The sequence below is a fragment of the Campylobacter sp. RKI_CA19_01128 genome, from assembly GCF_025771175.1.
GTDB lineage: Bacteria > Campylobacterota > Campylobacteria > Campylobacterales > Campylobacteraceae > Campylobacter_D.
This window is the reverse complement of the sequence record NZ_JAKMPU010000008.1, coordinates 43,489-62,897: the sequence shown is the minus strand read 5'-3', so window position 1 is coordinate 62,897 and position 19,409 is coordinate 43,489. Positions and strand designations below refer to the sequence as shown.

Here is a 19,409-nt window from a genome sequence, read left to right as displayed (position 1 = left end):
TTTAATAATATAATTCTAACAAAAAAATACGAATTTATAATCACATTTTAAAGAAGTTTTATGCATTTATACATACATATACCATTTTGTGAAAGCAAGTGTTTTTATTGTTCTTTTACTTCACTTAAGAAAAAGGACTTTGAAAAAGATTATTTAAATGCTTTAACGCAAGATATAAAATATCAACTAAATTTTTTCAAACTTGATAAAAATTCCATAAAGACTGTTTTTATAGGTGGTGGAACGCCTAGTTTAATGGATGCTAGTTTTTATGAAAAAATATTTATTTTTATACAAAGTTATTTACAAAAAGATAGTGAAATTAGTATAGAAGCAAACCCCAACTCGAGTAATTTTTCTTGGCTTAAAGAGATAAAAAATTTAGGTTTTAATCGTATTTCTTTTGGAGTGCAAAGTTTTCATGAAAAAAAATTACAATTTCTTGGGCGTATTCATGATCAAAAAAGTATTTTTACTAGTATAGAAAATGCAAAAAAAGCAGGATTTAATAATATCAATCTAGACTTAATTTACGATACAAAACTTGATGATAAAAAAATGCTTGATTATGAAATTTCCAAACTTACTCTGCTTGATATTAACCATGTGAGTGCTTATAATCTAACCATAGAAGAAAAAACAAGATTTGCTAAAAAATTTCATTTTAAAAAAAATGCACCGCGCCTTGCAAAGCATTTTATTAAAGCAATTGAAATCCTTGGCTATAAACAATATGAAATCAGCAATTTTGGACAAATTTGTAAACACAATCTTGCATACTGGCAAGGAAAAGACTATATAGGTTGTGGTTTAAGTGCGGTGGGATTTTTAAAAAATCAAAGATTTTATACTAAAAAAAGTTTAAAAGATTATATAACAAATCCTTGTTTTAGAGAGATTGAAAATTTAAATTCAAAAGATTTACGCTTAGAGAATATTTTCTTAGGACTTAGAAGTATTATAGGAGTGGATGAAACAAAGCTAGAACCTTTAGAAAAAGAAAAAGCGATGTTTCTTAGTAAAAAAGGAAAGCTAGTTTATAAAAATGGAATTTTTTATAATACTAACTACCTTTTAAGCGATGAGTTGGCTTTGTATATTAGCACTTAAGCTTTGCATTCACAAGAAAACCTTTTAAGCTCAGGAAGCTTTATGGAAAGTTCATTGATGTTTTTTAATATATCATTACAAAAATTATTTAAATTTTCTTTTACTCCATAATACGCCCAAACACCTTGTCTATCTACTTCTAAAAAATTAGCTTCTTTTAAAATTTTTAAATGTCTTGAAAGCCTTGATTGACTCATATTTAAAGAGCTTTGCAAATCACACACACAAAGCTTTCCGTATTTTTGCAAGAAAGCTAGGATTAAAATCCTGCTTTCATCATTAACCGCACTTGTTATTTTTAAAAACTCTTGCATAAAAATCCTTATATAAAAAACATTAAAAGACCAAAACTAATCGCAATAGCAACAATCATACTTGCAAATAAAATCAAAAAGCTTGTTTTGAAAATTCTTTTAAGCAAAATAAGCTCAGGCAAAGAACACCCTGCTCCTGCTATTAAAAAACTCATCATTATACCAAGTGGAATTCCACTGGTAGTTAAAGCTAGTGCTACAGGTATCATAGCTGTACAATTCATATAAAGTAAAACTCCTATAAAAGCTGCTATAAATACGCCCAAAACTCCATAATTTTTCATATAATTTTGGAAAAAATCTTGTGGAAAAGCACCATGTATAACAGCCCCTATAGCCATACCTATAACAATATAAGGTAAAATTTTTTTATACTCTTTAAAACTTTGTGAAAATAATATTTTGATTTTACTTTCTTTAGCTTTGTTTTTAAAATTTAAAATTTTACTTGTTTTAGAATTTTTAGCAAAAACCAAGCTAGGCTTTTGACAACATGAGCTTTGAAAAGTATTATTAGAACAACGTGACTTTTGCTCTAAATCATTTTTTAAAAAATCTTCATTAAAAAATCCTTGAGTGTTTATTTTAGAAACACAAAAAGCAATAAATAAAATCACACAAAATAAAAATACCACATAAAATAAAGATATTTTTAAGCCAAAACTCACCATAAACATCACTACTATAATAGGATTAATTAAAGGCGAGGTGATTAAATAAGCTATGCATACCCCAAGTGGGACTTTAGCTTTTAAAAATGCGTTTAAAAGCGGTATGCTTGAACATGAGCAAAATGGAGTTAAACAACCCAAAAGTATGGCTTTTATATAGCTTGCAAAAGAATCTTTCTTTAAATGCTCATTAAAAAATTTGGCATAGCGCTCATTTAAATAAGCAATAAGCATACTAACTAAAATAAACAAAACAGATATTTCTATAAATAAAATAAGAAAATCTTTTAAAATAAAAACTAATTTCTCCATGCTTTTCCTTTTTTATTTTTAATTCAATATAACAAAAATATATTAATATATCAAGATATCTTTATATATTAATATGATAAAAGTAATAATATTTTTAAGTATTTTTATGTAAAATGTAAACCATATATTCAAATGAAAGAAGATAAAATAATGAGTTTTGGTGAAATTTTAGTTATTTTAGTTGTAGCTATTTTAGTGCTTGGGCCTGAAAAATTACCTTCAACCATAGTTGAAATTGCAAAAATTTTAAAAGCCATTAAAAGCAATATCGATGAAGCAAAAGCAAGTATTAATAAAGAACTAAAAATAGCAGAATTAAAAGATGAAGCACAAAAATACAAAGATGAATTCTCACAAACTAATGAAAATATCAGAAAAAAACTAAGTTTTGAAGAATTTGATCAACTCAAAGAAGATATTTTAAATAATACCAAAGAATTAAAAAGTGAAATTAATGATTTAGAAAAGGATATACAAGAACTTTCTAATCTTGAAGAAAAAATTCAAAAAGATGAAAAAAATACTCAGAAAATGGAAAGCTAAGAATGTTTGAAGAATTAAAACCGCATTTAGTAGAACTTAGAAAAAGATTATTTATAAGTGTTGCTTGTGTTGTTGTGATGTTTTTTGTATGTTTTAGTTTTAATAACTATATCATAGACATATTAAAAGCGCCTGTTGAAGCAGCCTTACCTGAAATTTCAAGACAAATGACCTTCGTTGAGCTACAAGAGCCTTTATTTACTGCGATGAAGGTTTCGTTTTTTACAGCTTTTTTGATTTCTTTACCGGTTATTTTTTGGCAGTTTTGGAAATTTGTAGCACCTGGACTTTATGATAATGAAAAAAGATTAGTAGTGCCTTTTGTAAGCTTTGCTAGCATTATGTTTGCGCTTGGTGCTTTGTTTTGTTATTATATAGTTATACCTTTGGCTTTTAAATTTTTGATTGATTTTGGGGTGCAAACCCAAGATTTTAAGCCTTTAATTAGCATAGGTTTGTATGTAGGCTTTTTTACTAAATTAGTAATTGCTTTTGGTTTAGCTTTTGAAATGCCTGTAATAACCTTTTTCTTTGCTAAACTTGGACTGATTGATGATACTTTTTTGAAAAAACATTTTAGAGTTTCAGTTTTAGTGATTTTTGTTTTCTCAGCTATGATGACACCACCTGATGTTATATCACAATTTTTAATGGCTGTGCCTTTGTGTGGGCTTTATGGGATTTCTATTTATATAGCTAAAAAAGTTAATCCTAGTCAAAAAGAAGATGATGAAAATGATTGATAAAGATCTTTTGCTTTCTAGTTATGATTATGATTTACCAAATGAACTTATAGCAAATTTTCCTATTTTACCCAAAGAAAATGCCAAGCTTTTAGTATATGAAAGATGTAAAGATCAAATTTTACATTTACATTTTAAAGACTTAGCTAGAATTTTACCACCTTGTGAAATCATCTTTAATGATACCAAAGTCATCAAAGCAAGAATTTATGGAAACAAAGAAAGTGGTAGCAAAATAGAACTTTTTATCAATCATCCTTTAAAAAATAATGATTTTTTAGTGCAAATTCGGGGTAAGATTAAAGAAGGACAAATTTTATATTTTGAAAATTCTTTAAAAGCTAAAATCAAAAAATTGCACAATGATGGCACAAGAGAAGTAGAATTTTTTAATGATGAAAAAGAGCTTAGTCATCATGAAGTTTTTGAAATTTTAGAAAAAATAGGTCATATACCTTTACCACCTTATATAAAAAGAGCAGATGAAGCACAAGATAGCATTAACTATCAAAGCATTTTTGCTAAAAATCAAGGCGCAGTTGCTGCACCTACTGCGAGCTTACACTTTGATGAAGCAATGATCAATGAACTTAAAAAAAATCATAATATCCATACTATCACACTACACGTTGGTGCAGGAACTTTTAAAGGTGTAGAATGTGAAGATATACGTGATCATAAAATGCATTCAGAATTTTTTCATATTGATGATGAAACTTGTGCTTTGATTGATTCTTCTAAGAAAATACTAGGCGTTGGTACCACTGTTACTCGTTGTATAGAGTATTATCATAGAAAAAAAATAAAAGAAGGTTTTTGTGATTTGTTTTTACACCCACAAAACACCCCGCAAAGACTTGATTATTTACTTACTAATTTTCACTTACCAAAATCAACTTTAATTATGCTTGTAGCAGCATTTATAGGTAGAGAAAAAACCTTAGAGCTTTACCATGAAGCTATAAAAAATAACTATCGCTTTTATTCTTATGGCGATGGAATGCTAATTATTTAGTCTTTTTCTTGATATATTTTTTATCAATATAGCCTAAATCTATAAGTTTTTGATAAATTTTAGCCAGTATAGGCCCTCCTGTACTACTACCGCTTTTTCCGTGTTCGATTAAAACCACTACTACATATTGTGGTTTTTCATAAGGTGCATAAGAAGTAATCCAAGCATGAGATCTTAAAAAATATTCTAAATCCTCTTCTTTAATACGCTTTTTTTCGCTTTGAGAAATTCCAACTACTTGTGCTGTTCCTGTTTTGGCTGCTATGGTAATAGGTGAATTTCTTAAAAATCTTGCCGTAGTTCCACCGTCTTCATTAGCAACTTCATACATAGCACGCCTTAAAAGTGGAAGTTTTGATAGTTCAAAAGTCGTAAAAACACTTTCATTATTATCAAAATTTATCTTAGTAACATTATCATCAACGCTATGTAAAAAATGCGGTGTGATATTTTTAGCCGTAGCAATCATAGCTGTAAATTTAGCCACTTGCATAGGAGTAGCAAGAAAATCACCTTGTCCTATGCTTGTATTTAAAGTTTCACCTTGATACCATGGTTGGTTGTATTTTTCTTTTTTCCATATTCTATTAGGTACTGTTCCTATAAATTCATTAGGTAAATCCACTCCTGTTTTTACACCAAAACCTATTCTTTCAAAAACAGAACTAATAATGTCAATACCAACCTCTAAAGCACCTTTATAAAAATACACATCACAACTTTCCCTAATAGCATCTGTCATATCTACATAACCATGACCTATAGCCTTCCAACATCTAAATTTTCTACCGCCAAGCTCAAAGTTAGAATCACACAAATATTTATGATTTTCACTTACTTTTCCACTATCTAAAAAGGCCAAAGCTGTACCCATTTTTATAACTGAACCTGGAGGATAAAGACCGTTAATAAGTTTATTAGTAAAAGGATGATTTAAATCATTAGAAAGCTTATCCCATTCTTCTTGGCTAATACCCGTAACAAATGGATTAAGATTATACTCAGGAAAACTACCCGCTGCCAAAATAGCTCCGCTTTTTACATCCATTACTATAGCTGCACCTGCTAAATTTTCAAAAATACTGGCTAAGTATTCTTGCAAGTCAAGATCTATGCTTAAAGTGATATTGCTTGAAGTAGGTTTTTTATAAGAAAGTTCTTCTATTTCTTTATTTAATGCATTTACCTTGCTAACCTTTTCACCCTTTTGACCTTGTAAAATATCATTATAAGAACGCTCTATGCCACTACGCCCTACATAGCTAGTCAATCTTGCAATTTCATTTTCATTCATATCATTTAAATTTGCTTTTCCAACATAACCTATAACATGGCTAGCTAAAGCATCATAAGGATAAAATCTTTGAGTAGTAGATTTAACTTGCATGTTTTCGCGCAAATTAAGCTTAGTAAAATGCTTAATCATCGCATCATATTCTACAAATGGAACCACTTCTATATAATCTTGGTTATAATAAGAATCTGCTTTTATATAAGTTCTTTTGAGCTTAGTAGCATTTAAATCCGGAAAGGCTCCTACTATAGCTTGTAATTCTTGCTCTAAAAGAGCTCTGTTTTTCTTTTTTATATGCAAATATGGCTTTATAGAGATCGAAAAACCTAATTTATTTACCGCTAAGGGTCTACCCTTTATATCTAAAATTTGTCCTCTAACAGGTGCTAAAAATTGCGTTTTAATGGCATTTTGTTTAGCTATTTCTTCATAATAAACATTAGATTTAATACTTATATAATACACCCTAGCAAGCAAAAGCAAGAAAAAACAAGCTATAAATCCCATTACCAAACGCATGCGCATATTAGATTTTCCCTTTAAAAATAACAAAAGAAATCAAAGCCTCAACAGCAAAAAACCATAGATATTCAATACCAAATTTTAAAATTTCATTATTATCTAAATATGCTAAAAACACATCAAAAAGATAGATAAAAATATAAGCACACAAAGTAAATATAACGAGTAAATAATGACCTAGTTTTAACTTGCTTTTAAACCAATCGACAAAAAGATGATAAAAAACAAAAAAAGCTATCCATGAGCTAAAAAGATAAAATCCATGGATAATATCAACTAGCAAAAGATAAAACAAAGAAAAATACCATCTAAAATCAAGCTTATTAAGAGTTCTTTCTTTTTCTTTTAAAAGCACTATCATATAACAAAAAAACACCCCAAATAAAGGAGGCATCCAATAATACACAGAGCTTAGCACTTGATAAAAAATCAAAGATAAATAAAAAAATAAATAAGAAAAATCAAATCTATTTTTTACTAAATTTCTACTCCTCATTCAAACCCAAGCTCTCTAAAATGATTTTTTGTTCTAATTTATCAATACCACTTTTTTTCAAATTTGACACTAAGATAGCATTTTTATTTGTATTTAAAATTTTTGCTTTTTGACTTTGATTGAGCTTGTCTGCTTTTGTAAAAACTGTTATTTTTTTTTGATCAGCTCTAATAAAAGAATCCAAATATAAATCCAAATTTGCATCAATATCTAAATTTTCATGTCTTGAATCTATTAGATGGATAAAAAGCTTGATAGAACTACGCTCTTTTAAAAACTCATCTAAATTTTTATTCCAAATAGCCTTAGTTTTTTTGCTCACTTTAGCATAACCAAAACCAGGTAAATCAATAAATATTAGTTTAAATTTATCCTCATCTTTTTTGCAATCAACTTCAAAAAAATTAATAAGTTGTGTTTTACCTGGAGTTGAAGAGCTTTTCGCTAAATTTTTATTTTTGCATAGTGTATTAATCAAAGAACTTTTACCCACATTAGAACGTCCTAAAAAGGCGATTTCAGTGTATATAGGTTGTGGCGCTTCGTCTATTTTAGAAGCAGAAATTAAAAATTTAGCATTTAATATCATTCTTTTACTTCAAATACAAATTTGGCAGGTTTTTTATCTTTACTCACTACTCTATAAGTCATATTTTTTCTATCTACTATGATTTTATCCCCTATGAGTTCTTTTTTTGTTTGCATTTCTGTAATTTTTGCATTGCCATTAATCTCATATGTATCCTTAGCTACATTATAAATAAACTCATCACCGCTTCCATGATAAGTTTTATCTTTCATCATGATTTTAAATTTAGCATCTTTAGTAGCTATATACTTGGTGGGTTGTTTGTTTTTCATATAAATAACTAATTTTTGCGAATTTAAAACATCGTTGCCTTTTTTAACTTCTACATCACCGGTTAATACACTTGTTTCATTTTTTTCATCTAAGTAAAAATCTTTAGCGTAAACTTCTATTTTTTGTGCACTAAATGCGAACAAATTTAACAAACACAGAAAAATTATTGCTCTAAAAACCATGCTTTTATTCCTTGAATTTTTAATTCTTTTTGATTTACATCATATAAAAAATTATCCCCAAAAACTTCATTTAAACCTATATATGCTTTAAAATTATCATTAGAAAATAAAATTTTATTTTTCATATCATAAGTTGCTTTTTGGGTAAAAATAGAAGTTTGGTTATGATCAAAATAACTTACATTGCCTTCTAAAATGGATTTTTCTTCATTTCTTACTAATAAATCTGAACTTAAATTATAATCAAGCGCTTGAACTTTAAAATCATCAAAAATATCTTTGTCTTGATATTTTACCCAACGACTTGCCTGATATGTAGCCTTAATTACACTAGCATTTAACTCATAATCAAGCACATCAAAAGCTTGCATATTTGCCACATCTACCTTTTGTGGTTTTATGGCAAATAAATAAGGATCTTGGGTGCTTAAAATCACCATAACAAAGGCAAATAAACTCATCAATATAGCAAAAATTTTTATCGCCAAAGTTTATCCCATTGAGCTTGCATATTATTATGTTCAATTAAAATTTCAATCATCTCGCTCACTGCCCCATTGCCACCTTTTCTATTTAAAACTTTATCAGTTTTCAAAGCCTTATGTGCATCTTTTGGCTTGAAGCTATATCCAACTGCTTCAAGCAAACTCATATCATTATAATAATCCCCAATAGCAGCACATTGAGAAAAATCTAAATTTAATTTTTCTAAAATTTCTTTAGCGCAAGCTAGTTTATCACTAATACCTTGATAGACTAAATCAATTTTTAAATCCCTAGCTCTAAAATACACACACTCGCTAGTCCTACCTGTAATGATAGCAACTTTTTTACCAAGCTTTTGCCAAGCTTCAATCGCCGCACCATCTTTTACATTAAATTCTTTAATCTCGCCATAATTTTGTGTGTAGATGATTTTACCATCTGTTAGACAACCATCTACATCTAAAAAAATAAGTTCTATCATAATCTTACTCTCTTACTATAAACGCACCTGGGAAAGATCCACTATCAACAAAATCTCTTGCTTCTTGCTCACTTCTAAAACCTTTTAAAAATACTCTATGCAAGCCATCTTTAGCACTTGTTTGTATAGTTGAAGTATAAGAATTATAATTTTTGTATCTACCTGCTATTAGCTCTGCGCCACTTTTATTTCTAAATGCTCCAATTTGCACCATAAAAGATCCACCTTGGAAAATATGACCACTATCAGCAATCTCTCCACTGCTGCCTAAATTAGAATTAGTATGCACCGAACCCGAACTTGCACTTGTTCCAAAACCAATCACTTCAAGTCTTACAGGAGCTGTTCCAGATTGAATCATATCTATATCTCTTGCAGCCATATTAGATAAATCTATAATCCTACCTGCTACAAAAGGCCCTCTATCATTAATCCTAACAGTAGTTTGACGATGATTTTTTAAATTAGTTACTTTTACTATGGTATTCATAGGTAAAGTTTTATGAGCTGCAGTATAAGCGTGTTGATCATAAGTTTCACCATTGGAGGTTTTTTTACCATGAAAACCTGGTCCATACCAACTAGCTATACCATCAGCAGTCTCACCCACTTCTACTACAGTTGGATAATAAGTTTTACCATTGATAGTATAAGGCTTCATGGTACCTTTTAAACTAGTGTTATTGTGTTTTACACTTTTAAAATCTCTCTCTGGATAATACACAGTAGGTGTGCTAATAGGCACCATACTACAAGCACTAAACAAAACTCCTACGCAACTAACGACTAACGACTTTTGTATGAGAGCTTTTGGATATTTTTTGAGTTGTTTTGATTTTTGCATTATTATTCTCCTTAATTTTTAACACAAGTTTTTGATTGATATTGATTAAATTTCCTTTTATTTTATTGTATTCTTTAATACTTTCAACGCTTATTTTATGTTTTCTTGCAATAGTATAAAGACTATCACCTTCTTTTACTATATAAATTTTTGTATATGGAATGGTTGTATCCACCTTAGCTAATTTTACATTCTCCAATGCCTTTTCTACTGCCACACTTTTGCTTAAAGGAATGTACATGTAATAATCTTTTTTATCAGGTGGAGTAAAATCATAATTAAAATGTGGATTATAACGCTTAAATTCTTTATAAGACATTTTAGCTACTTTGGCAAGCTCTCTTAAAGAAACACTTGGTGGAACTGAGATTTTTTTAACTTCACTTGATAGGGCATAATTAAGCAAAGCGCTATCTTGAGAAATTAAAAAATCATTATTATTAGCCAAAAATGCCATAGTAAGAATTTTTCTAATAAAAATTCTAGTTTCTAATGGCAAGTATTTTTTATCAGGATCAAGTAAGGTTCTTAAATCATCACTTTTTGCTTTTTTTATAGCTTGACGTAATTTACCATCACCGCAATTATAAGCTAAAATAGCCAAATACCATTTTCCAAACTGCTCTTTTAGTTGTTTTAAATAAGTAATAGCTGCATAAGTTGATTTTACCAAATCTTTTCTCTCATCTACATAAGGATCTATCCTTAAACCCAAAGTTTGTGCTGTTGGTTTCATAAATTGCCAAACACCCACAGCTTTAGTTCTTGAGATAGAATGAATTTTCAAACCAGATTCTACAATTGCTAAGTATAAAAATTCTTGAGGGATATTTTCTTTTTCTAAGATTTTACGGATAATTGGAGTGATTTTGTAAAATTCCCTCATCGTATCTACTAAAGTTTTAGAATGCATATCCATGGAAGATTCTTTAAATTCTAAAAAAATCATATCACTAAGATAGCTTGCTTCTATATCTAAATTTCTTAAGATTTGTGCTTGTTGAGTATAGTGCTCTGGAGTAAATTGCAAGGCTTTAGCATTTAAACATAATAATACTAAAATAAAAAATAAAAAGCTTTTTTTCATCATAAACCTTGGAAAAACAAACGATTAGCGTTAGAATTAGTAAGTTTTATTATTTCATTCTTAGATAAATTTAAAAGCTCAGCCATTTTTTGAGCTACAAAATGGGTCAAAATAGGATCATTTACCTTGCCACGATGTGGCTCTGGAGTTAAATAAGGTCCATCTGTTTCTAAAACAAGCTTATCTTTTGGAATTTTAGGTAAAACTTCTACTAGTTTTTTTGCATTTTTAAAAGTTAAAACCCCACCTATACCAAAATAAAAACCATCATCTGCTAGCTGAAGTAAAAGCTCACTAGCATTAAAACAATGCAAAACACCACCTTGTAAATCTTTTGCATATGTTTTTAAAATATTAAAACTATCTTCATTAGCTTCACGCACATGAACAATCAAAGGCTTTTTATATTCGATAGCTAGCTGAATTTGAGCTATAAAAACTTCTTTTTGCTTTGCTTTTATTTCATCCTCATCAACCCTTAAGCGATAATAATCAAGCCCGCATTCACCCACTGCAACGCATTTTTTATCATTTATAAATTCTTTTAAAACATCCAAATCAAAATCATCTATATCATAAGGATGTACCCCACAAGAAAAATACACATTTTCATAATCATGTGCAATTTCTCTTGCTCTTGGCAAATCTTTTATATCCGCTCCAGGTATGATGATTTTGTCTACTCCATTAGCAAAGGCATGATTTAACATCTCATCCAAATATCCAAAATAAGCTTGGCTATCTAGATGACAATGTGTATCTATGATTTTTTCGCTAAAATCACAATCTAAAAACATACCTCTACCCTATTTTTACCATTAGCCTTAGCTAAATCTAGTGCCTTTTGAGCATTATTAAGCAAATCTTGTATTTGGCTTGTTTTACCTCCAAAAGCAACTCCTATAGAAACACTATAATCAACCTCATCTAAAGCTATTAAAACACTTTCTTTGGCAATATTTACTCTTATATTGGAAAAAGTTTTCAATGCCTCTTTATTATCTGTATTTTTTAAAAGTACGTAAAATTTACCATCTTCAATTCTAGTTGCCAAATCCATACCGCGAATTTGATCTTTGATTTTTTTAGCTGTGTGTTTAATCACTCCATCGCCACAATCATAACTTAGTTCATAGTTAATTGTTGCAAGATTGTCTATATCAATTAATGCTAAAGCTAATTCTTCACTTTCTTGCATATCTTCTAAATAATCTAAAAATCTTTTTTCAAAATTTGCATAATCATCAAGTCCTGTTAGCAAATCTTTACCCAAACTATACTCATCAAGTAAAACACATTTTTGCATATAATCTAAGCAATTATTCACTCTACAATTAAGTGATTCTTTTTGGAAAGGTCTAATCACATAGTCATTTACGCCCTTTCTAAAAGCTCTTGCCTCTAGCGCATCATCTTTATCTCCAACCATGATCACACCAAGTTCTATCTTAGAGTATTTTGAGCGAATTTCTACAAGCAAATCTTCCCCATTAATTACAGGCATAGTTGCATCACAAATTACCAATTTTGTATCAGGATTATCACTAAGATAACTTAGCGCTTCTTCTCCATGTGCTGCTGCTAATACATTAAAAAGTTGATTATTAAGATTTTTTTTCATTTCTGCGCGTAAAGTTACATTAGCGATTGCTAAAATTATCTTAGTTTTATTGTTTTTTTGAAGCATTCTAATGGAACTTAGCATTTCATCAATACAGCTTTCGCTTTCTTTTTGAATATAACCTATAATATCTTTTTCCATAAATTTCTTACGCGTTTGCCCATCACTACTTCCTGTAAGTACTATAGCAGGAATATTTTTTTCTAAAACCACATCCACCACTTCTCCATTGGGAGCATCTGGCAAACAAAGATCTACAAAAGCCATAAAATAATCATTTTTCACTAATTCTTTAGCACTATTCATATCAAAAGCAACATCTACTTTTAAACCCAAAGTGTTTTCTACTTTTTTTGCTAAAAGCTTTGTAAGCATTTTGTTATCATCAATAATTAAAATTTTTTCTTCCATAGCCAACTCTCTTTATAATTTAAAAGTATAATTATAACATATAGAAATTTACTTTTTGTTTTTAAAGTAAAGTTCTAGTAAATTCTAAAGCCTCTTGTGTGATATTTTCCCCACTTACCATTCTAGCAAGTTCTCTTACTCTTTCTTCTTTTTCTATTTTTCTTACCCTACTTTCATTTCCTATTTTTTCTACTAAAAAATGATTGCTTGCTTTTGATGAAAGCTGTGGTAAATGTGAAATTGCAAAAATTTGATAAAACTTAGCAAGCTCTTTTAATACTTCAGCTATACTCATTGCTTCTTTACCACTTAAATTTGCATCAATTTCATCTAAAAATATTATCCCACTAGCTTTATTAGTAACATTACATTCTGTTGCAATAAAAGACAGTCTTAGACGGTTTATCTCGCCTGAACTTAAATTTTTTAAACTAGCCTCATTGATATTTAAACTCACTTCATCTTTACCCAAAATACTTAAAGAACAATCTTTAAGTTCTAATTTAACTTCTTTCATATAAAGTTTTTCAAGATAAAAATTCAGTAATTTTTCAAGCTCTTTTAATCTTTTTTTACGCAAAGTACTTAATTTTTGACTTTTCTCATCTAAAAGTATTTTAGTACTTTGTACTTTTTCTTCTAATTCTTTTTTTTCAAAACTTAAATTTTCATAATGAGCTAATTCTGCCTTTTTCTTCTCTAAAGCTTCTAAAGCTTCTTCTATGCTTCCATATTTTGAAATCAAAGAAGAAAGTTTTTCTATCCTATCAAGCACTTCTTCTATATCAAAATCAAAATCATCAAAACTTTGATTTTCCCACACTGCCCTTAGCTCATTTAAACACTCTGAAAAAAATGAACTATCAACATCACTAATTTGCAAAGCTTCAATCACTGCTGATTCTAACTCAAAAATTCTACTTGCCCTATTCCAAGCTGCATCGATTTTGTCTTTTTTTGAAAGCCTTTTTTTAAAACTCATTAATTCATCAAATTCGCCAATTTTTGGATTAATGCTTTGGATTTTTTGTATTTCAAAGCTCGTAAATTCTTTTAATTCTTCTACCTTTTTTTCTTCTTCTTGAATTTTTTCTAATTTAGTTTTATTTTCCATATATTCTTTATAAATATTTTTATATTCATTTAAAAAATCTTGAAATTTCTTATCCTCTTTTGATTGCATAAAATCAAGTAAGTTTAAAAACCTTTCATTTGAGAACTCATTATTTTCCTTAGCTGAAAGATATTTTACAAATTTCTTAGAAAGCAAGGCTAAATTCTTTTTTGAAATAAGTTGATTATTGATAAAATAACGCGAGCTTTTATCTTTTAAAAGTTTAAATACGTTTAATTCTTCATTTTCAATACCAAACTCATCTAATTCAAGCTCATCATTTAACAAAATTTCTACCATTTTAGCTTCACTCTCACTTAGAGCAAATGCTGCCAAAATAGCCTTAAAAAGTACAGACTTTCCAGCACCACTTAAACCAGTAAAGACAGTAAGTCCAGCTTCTAAGTCTAATTTTGCTTGTTTAAAACCTAAATTTTCTTTAATCAAAATACTTTCTATCATCACTTACCCCAATTTAACTTTTCTTTTAAAACTTGGAAATAATCTCTATCTTTTTTATGTATAAAACTAAGTTGTTTTTTACTAAGTCCTATAAGAATTTTATCATATTCTTTAGGATCAATCACTTCTTGCCCATCTAAATACAACAAACAATGCTCAACTTTCAATTCAAGCTCAAACCCATAAGGCAAAACTATAGGTCTTTGGGTTAAAGAATGAGAACAAACTGGCGTTAGAACAAAAATTTCACTCCAAGGATGCACTATAGGTCCGCCTGCACTAATATTATAAGCAGTTGAGCCACTTGAGCTAGCTATAATCAAACCATCTCCATAATAAGCATTAAAAAGTTTATTTTCAAAAAAAACTTCCACATTTGCCATTAAAGCATTATCACGAGAAAAAACCGCATCATTAAAAGCAAATTTTTTAATGATTTTGTTTTTTTTACAAAGCGTTATTTGAAGCATTTTGGCTTTTTCTATTTTAAAATCACTTTTAAAAAAATCTTTAAAAAAACTTTCTACCTCATTAAAAGAAAGAGCTGTTAAAAAACCTAAATTTCCTGCATTTATACCCAAAATAGGCTTTTTAGCTTGATAAACTTGTCTACATAAAGACAAAAGCGTACCATCTCCACCCAGAGAAATCAAAAAATCTAATTCTTGTAAATCTTTTAGATTAATTTTTTCTTGCTCTAGCAACACAAGCTCTATATTTTTTTGCAAAAAAATTGCTCTTAAAAAATCAATTTGCTTGTTTAAATTTGTATTTAACCTACAAAATAAGCCTATTTTTTGAATTTTTTCTATATTTATACATTTTTTCATAAAAAAATTATAACAAAACTTAGCTAAGCAAAAGAATAAAATACTATAATAACAAAATTGAACAAAATTAAGCTAAGGAAAAATTTTGAGAACTCATTATAATACAGAGCTTAACATACAAAATGTTGGCGCGGAAGTAACATTATGTGGTTGGGTAAATTCTTACCGTGATCATGGAGGTGTAATTTTTATCGATCTTAGAGATCGTAGCGGACTTATACAGTTAGTATGTGATCCTGCAGATAATCAAGAAGCACATAATATAGCTTCATCAGTAAGAAATGAATATGTTTTAATAGCGCAAGGTAAAATTCGCCCACGCGGTGAAGGACTTGTAAATCCAAAATTAAAAACTGGAGAAATAGAAGTTGTTATAAGCAAACTTACTATTGAAAATGAAAGCGCTGTAGTGCCTTTTGCTATAGGTGATGAAAGCGTAAATGAAGAATTAAGATTAAAATATAGATTTTTAGATTTAAGAAGTAAAAAGCTTTATGATAATTTTGCTCTAAGATCAACTGCTTGTATAGCAACAAGAAATTCTTTAGCAAAAATGGGATTTTTAGAAGTTGAAACCCCTATTTTAACTAAAGCCACTCCAGAAGGTGCAAGGGATTATTTAGTACCATCACGCGTACATCAAGGCGAATTTTATGCCTTACCTCAAAGTCCTCAACTTTTCAAACAACTTTTAATGTGTTCAGGATTTGATAGATATTTTCAAATTGCAAAATGTTTTAGAGATGAGGATTTAAGAGCAGATCGCCAACCTGAATTTACTCAAATAGATATAGAAATGAGTTTTTGTGAGCAAAAAGATATCATAGCTATGGCAGAAAATTTACTTAAAGATATTTTCAAAGCTTGCGGAAAAGAAATTAGCATACCTTTTAGACAAATGAGTTATAAAGAAGCTATGGAAAATTATGGCTCTGATAAGCCTGATTTAAGATTTGATATGAAATTTATTGATGTGATTGATATTTTTTCAAAATCAAATAACGAAATTTTTACAAATATCGCAAAAGATACGAAGAAAAATCGCATTAAAGCTTTAAGAGTTCCAAAAGGCGATACGATTTTTTCTAAACGCCAAATGCAAAGATTTGAAGATTTTGTACGCAAATTTGGGGCAGCAGGACTTGCGTTCATACAAATGAAAGAAGATGGTCCTAAGGGTCCACTTTGTAAATTCTTTAGCAAAGAGGATTTAAATGCTTTAATCCAAAGATGTGAATTAGAAGTTGGAGATGTAGTATTTTTTGGTGCAGGAGCTAAGAAAACCGTGCTTGATTATATGGGTAGATTTAGATTATTCCTCGCTGATGAAATGAAAATTATTGATGAGGATAAATTAGAATTCTTATGGGTTATTGATTTTCCTATGTTTGAACAAAATGATGATGGAAGCTATTCTGCAATGCACCATCCATTTACTATGCCAAAAAATATTGACGAGCAAGATTTAGAAGAAATTAATTCTATTGCACATGATGTGGTGTTAAATGGTGTAGAATTAGGTGGTGGTAGCATAAGAATTCATAAAAGCCCTATCCAACAAAAAGTCTTTAAGCTTTTAAATATTAATGAAGAAGAGCAAAGAAAGAAATTTGGTTTCTTACTTGATGCATTAAGCTTTGGAGCACCGCCACATGGTGGTATAGCAATAGGCCTTGATAGACTTATCATGCTTTTAACAAAATCTTCAAGCATTAGAGAAGTCATAGCTTTTCCTAAAACACAAAGAGCACAATGTCTTATGACTCAAGCTCCAAGCGAAGTAAGCAATGAACAAATGAGAGAATTAGGTATAAGATTAAGGGAGAATACTAAATGAAACAATTATTTTTAATTATAGGTGCACCAGGTAGTGGTAAAACAACCGATGCAAGCATCATAGCTAAAGATGATGCAAGCGTTACTCACTATTCTACAGGTGATTTACTAAGAGCAGAAGTGGCTAGTGGAAGCGAACTTGGAAAGACTATTGATAGCTTTATTTCTAAGGGAAATTTAGTTCCACTAGATGTAGTTGTAAATACTATCATCACTGCTTTAAAAAATGCACCAACTAATACTATATTAATAGATGGTTATCCAAGAAGTGTTGAACAAATGCTTGAGTTTGATAAGGTATTAAAAAACCAAAGTGAAGTAAATTTAAAAGGTGTTATAGAAGTTAAAGTTAGCGAAGAAGTTGCTAGAGAAAGAGTTTTAGGGCGTGCTAGAGGTGCTGATGATAACGAAGAAGTTTTCAATAATAGAATGAAAGTTTACTTAGAACCTTTAGAAGAAATAACAAATTTTTATACTAAAGAAAATATCCACCATGTAATCGATGGTGAAAGAAGTATTGAAGCTATCGTAGCTGATATGAAAAATTTAATCAATGATTTATTAAAATAAAGGATAAAAAATGGATATTAGCAAAATCAAAGTTGGAGAAGTACCAAACAAACTTAATGCAGTTATTGAAATTCCTTATGGATCAAACATTAAATACGAACTTGATAAAGAAAGCGGAGCTATCATGGTTGATCGCGTGATGTATTCAGCTATGTTTTATCCAGCAAACTATGGTTTTATACCAAATACTCTTGCAGATGATGGCGATCCTATTGATGTTTTAGTTTTAAATGAATACCCTATCCAAGCAGGAGCTGTGATTCCTTGTCGTTTAATAGGGGTATTATTAATGGAAGATGAAAGCGGTATGGATGAAAAATTACTTGCTGTTCCTGTAAGTAAAATTGATCCAAGATATGATAATATTAAAAGTTTAGATGATTTACCAAAAGCAAGCTTAGATAAAATCAAAAATTTCTTTGAAACATATAAAATGCTTGAGCCAAACAAATGGGTAAAAGTAAAAGAATTTGCAGGTATTGAAAAAGCAAGTGAAATTTTAGAAAATTCTATTAAAAATTATAAATAATCAAAGTCCTTTTAAGGACTTCACAAAGGATAAAAAATGAAAAGTATTATTGCTTTTAGTATAGCTTTTGTGGTGCTAATAGGCGCTAGTATTGGTTTTTACATGTGGTATTTTGAAGATGATTCAAATACTTATGTATATGATTATAAAAAAAGTAGTTCTTATCAAAGCTACACCCCACCAAGCACTCAATACAATCAAGAAAGAAATAATATAAGTGATAATACTTACTACCAACCACAGCAAACAAACCAAGAGCCTTTAAAAGAAGAAACTCCGGTACAAAATAATCCTATCATAGATGAAAATACAAGCACTCAAGAAGTTGCTCCAACAACCCAAACAAATATGGCTGAAGTTTCTAAAAATGAAACTACTACACCTAAAGTAGTCCAAAAAGAAGAAAAAACTCCAGTTGAAAACAACAAACAAACAAGTGTAAAAAAAGAAAAAACAACAAAATATAAAAATATCATGCAAGAATACATTGCAAAAGGTAAAACTAGCAGATATGAGCCAAGTTTGAGTGATGATTTTGTTAAAGTTTATGTATTAGATGGAAAAAGCTTAAGTGATTATAGAGTTAATATGCTAAAAGAAATGATTAATCCTATTAAAGTTAATTCCCAAGATTATAATTTAACTATTTTTATTGATATGCTATCAAATGATAATATGAAATTAAGCATATATAACAAAGATATTGTTTTTGCTAAAAATAAGAAAAAATATAATTATGTAGATGTTAAAATTTCTGATTTAAAATTTTTATTTGAAAGAAATGGATATAGCGAATACAGCAATGAAAATTTACTTGAAAAAATCAATCAAAATCTAGCAAGAGAAGATATAATCAAAAGAATCAAAATTCAAGGTTATGCAGACGATAGAGGTAGTACTTTTGCAAACTATATGATAGGGTTAAATAGAGCAATGAACGTAGCCAAACATTTCTTTAGCTTTACTGAGGTTATAGAAATAGAATCTTTAGGAAAAGACACCTATCCTATTAAAGATAAGTCTGATTCTCAAAGACAAAATAATCGTAAAGTAGAAATTAGTTTTTTATAACTA

General features: G+C 29.1%; 22 protein-coding genes. 8 read left to right on the top strand and 14 right to left on the bottom strand.

Annotated features, from left to right (window positions below; translation table 11 throughout):
- Positions 1–60 precede the first annotated feature (60 nt).
- Entirely contained in the window at positions 61–1,110 is a 1,050-nt protein-coding gene (gene hemW, locus L8U98_RS06300) for a radical SAM family heme chaperone HemW (RefSeq protein ID WP_263725255.1), read from the top strand.
- Here hemW and L8U98_RS06295 read toward each other — a convergent pair.
- Positions 1,107–1,424 (bottom strand): ArsR/SmtB family transcription factor, encoded by a 318-nt coding sequence (locus L8U98_RS06295; protein ID WP_263664131.1) that lies wholly within the window; start codon positions 1,422–1,424, stop codon positions 1,107–1,109. The genes hemW and L8U98_RS06295 overlap by 4 nt on opposite strands.
- Before the next feature lie 8 nt (positions 1,425–1,432).
- Positions 1,433–2,407 carry a permease gene (locus L8U98_RS06290; RefSeq protein WP_263725256.1) on the bottom strand — a complete coding sequence of 325 codons (975 nt, stop codon included), beginning with the start codon at positions 2,405–2,407 and terminating at the stop codon, positions 1,433–1,435.
- 150 nt (positions 2,408–2,557) lie between these two features.
- Here L8U98_RS06290 and tatB point away from each other — a divergent pair, with 150 nt between their 5' ends.
- From tatB to queA, 3 genes are read left to right on the top strand one after another with little or no spacing between them, the layout of a single operon-like run.
- Positions 2,558–2,950 carry a Sec-independent protein translocase protein TatB gene (tatB, locus tag L8U98_RS06285; RefSeq protein ID WP_039618091.1) on the top strand — a complete coding sequence of 131 codons (393 nt, stop codon included), beginning with the start codon at positions 2,558–2,560 and terminating at the stop codon, positions 2,948–2,950.
- 2 nt (positions 2,951–2,952) lie between these two features.
- Positions 2,953–3,693 (top strand): twin-arginine translocase subunit TatC, encoded by a 741-nt coding sequence (gene tatC, locus L8U98_RS06280; protein WP_039628251.1) that lies wholly within the window; start codon positions 2,953–2,955, stop codon positions 3,691–3,693.
- Positions 3,680–4,708, top strand: coding sequence for a tRNA preQ1(34) S-adenosylmethionine ribosyltransferase-isomerase QueA (queA, locus tag L8U98_RS06275; protein WP_263725257.1), 1,029 nt, complete (start codon positions 3,680–3,682; stop codon positions 4,706–4,708). Before tatC ends, queA begins: the two co-directional genes overlap by 14 nt.
- Here queA and mrdA read toward each other — a convergent pair.
- The 12 genes from mrdA to L8U98_RS06215 form a co-directional block, all read right to left on the bottom strand.
- Entirely contained in the window at positions 4,701–6,527 is a 1,827-nt protein-coding gene (gene mrdA, locus L8U98_RS06270; protein ID WP_263702899.1) for a penicillin-binding protein 2, read from the bottom strand. The two genes, queA and mrdA, sit on opposite strands and share 8 nt — an antisense overlap.
- Before the next feature lies 1 nt (position 6,528).
- Entirely contained in the window at positions 6,529–7,020 is a 492-nt protein-coding gene (locus tag L8U98_RS06265) for a hypothetical protein (protein ID WP_263664127.1), read from the bottom strand.
- Complete coding sequence (gene yihA / locus L8U98_RS06260) at positions 7,010–7,609, bottom strand: ribosome biogenesis GTP-binding protein YihA/YsxC (RefSeq protein ID WP_263664125.1); 600 nt, start codon at positions 7,607–7,609, stop codon at positions 7,010–7,012. Before yihA ends, L8U98_RS06265 begins: the two co-directional genes overlap by 11 nt.
- A complete protein-coding gene (gene lptA / locus L8U98_RS06255; RefSeq protein ID WP_263725258.1) occupies positions 7,606–8,064 on the bottom strand; it encodes a lipopolysaccharide transport periplasmic protein LptA in 459 nt (152 codons plus the stop codon). The genes yihA and lptA overlap by 4 nt, the downstream gene beginning before the upstream one ends.
- Positions 8,046–8,552 (bottom strand): hypothetical protein, encoded by a 507-nt coding sequence (locus L8U98_RS06250; RefSeq protein WP_039628246.1) that lies wholly within the window; start codon positions 8,550–8,552, stop codon positions 8,046–8,048. Before L8U98_RS06250 ends, lptA begins: the two co-directional genes overlap by 19 nt.
- The gene (locus tag L8U98_RS06245; protein WP_039618077.1) at positions 8,543–9,031 is read right to left on the bottom strand and encodes a 3-deoxy-D-manno-octulosonate 8-phosphate phosphatase, YrbI family; all 489 of its coding nucleotides are present in this window, start codon (positions 9,029–9,031) and stop codon (positions 8,543–8,545) included. Before L8U98_RS06245 ends, L8U98_RS06250 begins: the two co-directional genes overlap by 10 nt.
- A 4-nt stretch (positions 9,032–9,035) precedes the next feature.
- Positions 9,036–9,875 (bottom strand): septal ring lytic transglycosylase RlpA family protein, encoded by an 840-nt coding sequence (locus L8U98_RS06240; RefSeq protein WP_263725259.1) that lies wholly within the window; start codon positions 9,873–9,875, stop codon positions 9,036–9,038.
- Positions 9,811–10,962, bottom strand: coding sequence for a lytic transglycosylase domain-containing protein (locus L8U98_RS06235; RefSeq protein ID WP_263725260.1), 1,152 nt, complete (start codon positions 10,960–10,962; stop codon positions 9,811–9,813). The genes L8U98_RS06240 and L8U98_RS06235 overlap by 65 nt, the downstream gene beginning before the upstream one ends.
- Positions 10,962–11,759, bottom strand: coding sequence for a TatD family hydrolase (locus tag L8U98_RS06230; RefSeq protein ID WP_263725261.1), 798 nt, complete (start codon positions 11,757–11,759; stop codon positions 10,962–10,964). Before L8U98_RS06230 ends, L8U98_RS06235 begins: the two co-directional genes overlap by 1 nt.
- A complete protein-coding gene (locus L8U98_RS06225; RefSeq protein ID WP_263725262.1) occupies positions 11,750–12,994 on the bottom strand; it encodes a diguanylate cyclase in 1,245 nt (414 codons plus the stop codon). The genes L8U98_RS06230 and L8U98_RS06225 overlap by 10 nt, the downstream gene beginning before the upstream one ends.
- 61 nt (positions 12,995–13,055) lie before the next feature.
- Positions 13,056–14,570, bottom strand: coding sequence for an AAA family ATPase (locus tag L8U98_RS06220; RefSeq protein WP_263725263.1), 1,515 nt, complete (start codon positions 14,568–14,570; stop codon positions 13,056–13,058).
- On the bottom strand, positions 14,570–15,400 hold the full coding sequence (locus L8U98_RS06215) for an NAD(+)/NADH kinase (RefSeq protein ID WP_263725264.1): 831 nt from the start codon (positions 15,398–15,400) through the stop codon (positions 14,570–14,572). The genes L8U98_RS06220 and L8U98_RS06215 overlap by 1 nt, the downstream gene beginning before the upstream one ends.
- 85 nt (positions 15,401–15,485) lie before the next feature.
- On the opposite strand from L8U98_RS06215, the gene aspS reads away from it, so the two are divergent.
- From aspS to L8U98_RS06195, 4 genes are read left to right on the top strand one after another with little or no spacing between them, the layout of a single operon-like run.
- On the top strand, positions 15,486–17,237 hold the full coding sequence (aspS, locus tag L8U98_RS06210) for an aspartate--tRNA ligase (RefSeq protein WP_263725265.1): 1,752 nt from the start codon (positions 15,486–15,488) through the stop codon (positions 17,235–17,237).
- Positions 17,234–17,806: an adenylate kinase gene (locus L8U98_RS06205; protein WP_263725266.1), complete on the top strand. Its 573-nt coding sequence runs from the start codon at positions 17,234–17,236 to the stop codon at positions 17,804–17,806. The genes aspS and L8U98_RS06205 overlap by 4 nt, the downstream gene beginning before the upstream one ends.
- 10 nt (positions 17,807–17,816) lie before the next feature.
- On the top strand, positions 17,817–18,335 hold the full coding sequence (ppa, locus tag L8U98_RS06200; RefSeq protein WP_120759358.1) for an inorganic diphosphatase: 519 nt from the start codon (positions 17,817–17,819) through the stop codon (positions 18,333–18,335).
- Between the two features lie 36 nt (positions 18,336–18,371).
- A complete protein-coding gene (locus L8U98_RS06195; RefSeq protein WP_263725267.1) occupies positions 18,372–19,406 on the top strand; it encodes a hypothetical protein in 1,035 nt (344 codons plus the stop codon).
- Positions 19,407–19,409: the final 3 nt, after the last annotated feature.

Bases quoted from the DNA above. Each gene is read 5' to 3' on its own strand.
- hemW (WP_263725255.1), top strand. From the start codon at position 61: ATGCATTTATACATACATATACCATTTTGTGAAAGCAAGTGTTTTTAT.
- L8U98_RS06295 (WP_263664131.1), bottom strand. From the start codon at position 1,424: ATGCAAGAGTTTTTAAAAATAACAAGTGCGGTTAATGATGAAAGCAGG.
- L8U98_RS06290 (WP_263725256.1), bottom strand. From the start codon at position 2,407: ATGGAGAAATTAGTTTTTATTTTAAAAGATTTTCTTATTTTATTTATA.
- tatB (WP_039618091.1), top strand. From the start codon at position 2,558: ATGAGTTTTGGTGAAATTTTAGTTATTTTAGTTGTAGCTATTTTAGTG.
- tatC (WP_039628251.1), top strand. From the start codon at position 2,953: ATGTTTGAAGAATTAAAACCGCATTTAGTAGAACTTAGAAAAAGATTA.
- queA (WP_263725257.1), top strand. From the start codon at position 3,680: ATGAAAATGATTGATAAAGATCTTTTGCTTTCTAGTTATGATTATGAT.
- mrdA (WP_263702899.1), bottom strand. From the start codon at position 6,527: ATGCGCATGCGTTTGGTAATGGGATTTATAGCTTGTTTTTTCTTGCTT.
- L8U98_RS06265 (WP_263664127.1), bottom strand. From the start codon at position 7,020: ATGAGGAGTAGAAATTTAGTAAAAAATAGATTTGATTTTTCTTATTTA.
- yihA (WP_263664125.1), bottom strand. From the start codon at position 7,609: ATGATATTAAATGCTAAATTTTTAATTTCTGCTTCTAAAATAGACGAA.
- lptA (WP_263725258.1), bottom strand. From the start codon at position 8,064: ATGGTTTTTAGAGCAATAATTTTTCTGTGTTTGTTAAATTTGTTCGCA.
- L8U98_RS06245 (WP_039618077.1), bottom strand. From the start codon at position 9,031: ATGATAGAACTTATTTTTTTAGATGTAGATGGTTGTCTAACAGATGGT.
- L8U98_RS06240 (WP_263725259.1), bottom strand. From the start codon at position 9,875: ATGCAAAAATCAAAACAACTCAAAAAATATCCAAAAGCTCTCATACAA.
- L8U98_RS06235 (WP_263725260.1), bottom strand. From the start codon at position 10,962: ATGAAAAAAAGCTTTTTATTTTTTATTTTAGTATTATTATGTTTAAAT.
- L8U98_RS06230 (WP_263725261.1), bottom strand. From the start codon at position 11,759: ATGTTTTTAGATTGTGATTTTAGCGAAAAAATCATAGATACACATTGT.
- L8U98_RS06225 (WP_263725262.1), bottom strand. From the start codon at position 12,994: ATGGAAGAAAAAATTTTAATTATTGATGATAACAAAATGCTTACAAAG.
- L8U98_RS06220 (WP_263725263.1), bottom strand. From the start codon at position 14,570: ATGATAGAAAGTATTTTGATTAAAGAAAATTTAGGTTTTAAACAAGCA.
- L8U98_RS06215 (WP_263725264.1), bottom strand. From the start codon at position 15,400: ATGAAAAAATGTATAAATATAGAAAAAATTCAAAAAATAGGCTTATTT.
- L8U98_RS06205 (WP_263725266.1), top strand. From the start codon at position 17,234: ATGAAACAATTATTTTTAATTATAGGTGCACCAGGTAGTGGTAAAACA.
- ppa (WP_120759358.1), top strand. From the start codon at position 17,817: ATGGATATTAGCAAAATCAAAGTTGGAGAAGTACCAAACAAACTTAAT.
- L8U98_RS06195 (WP_263725267.1), top strand. From the start codon at position 18,372: ATGAAAAGTATTATTGCTTTTAGTATAGCTTTTGTGGTGCTAATAGGC.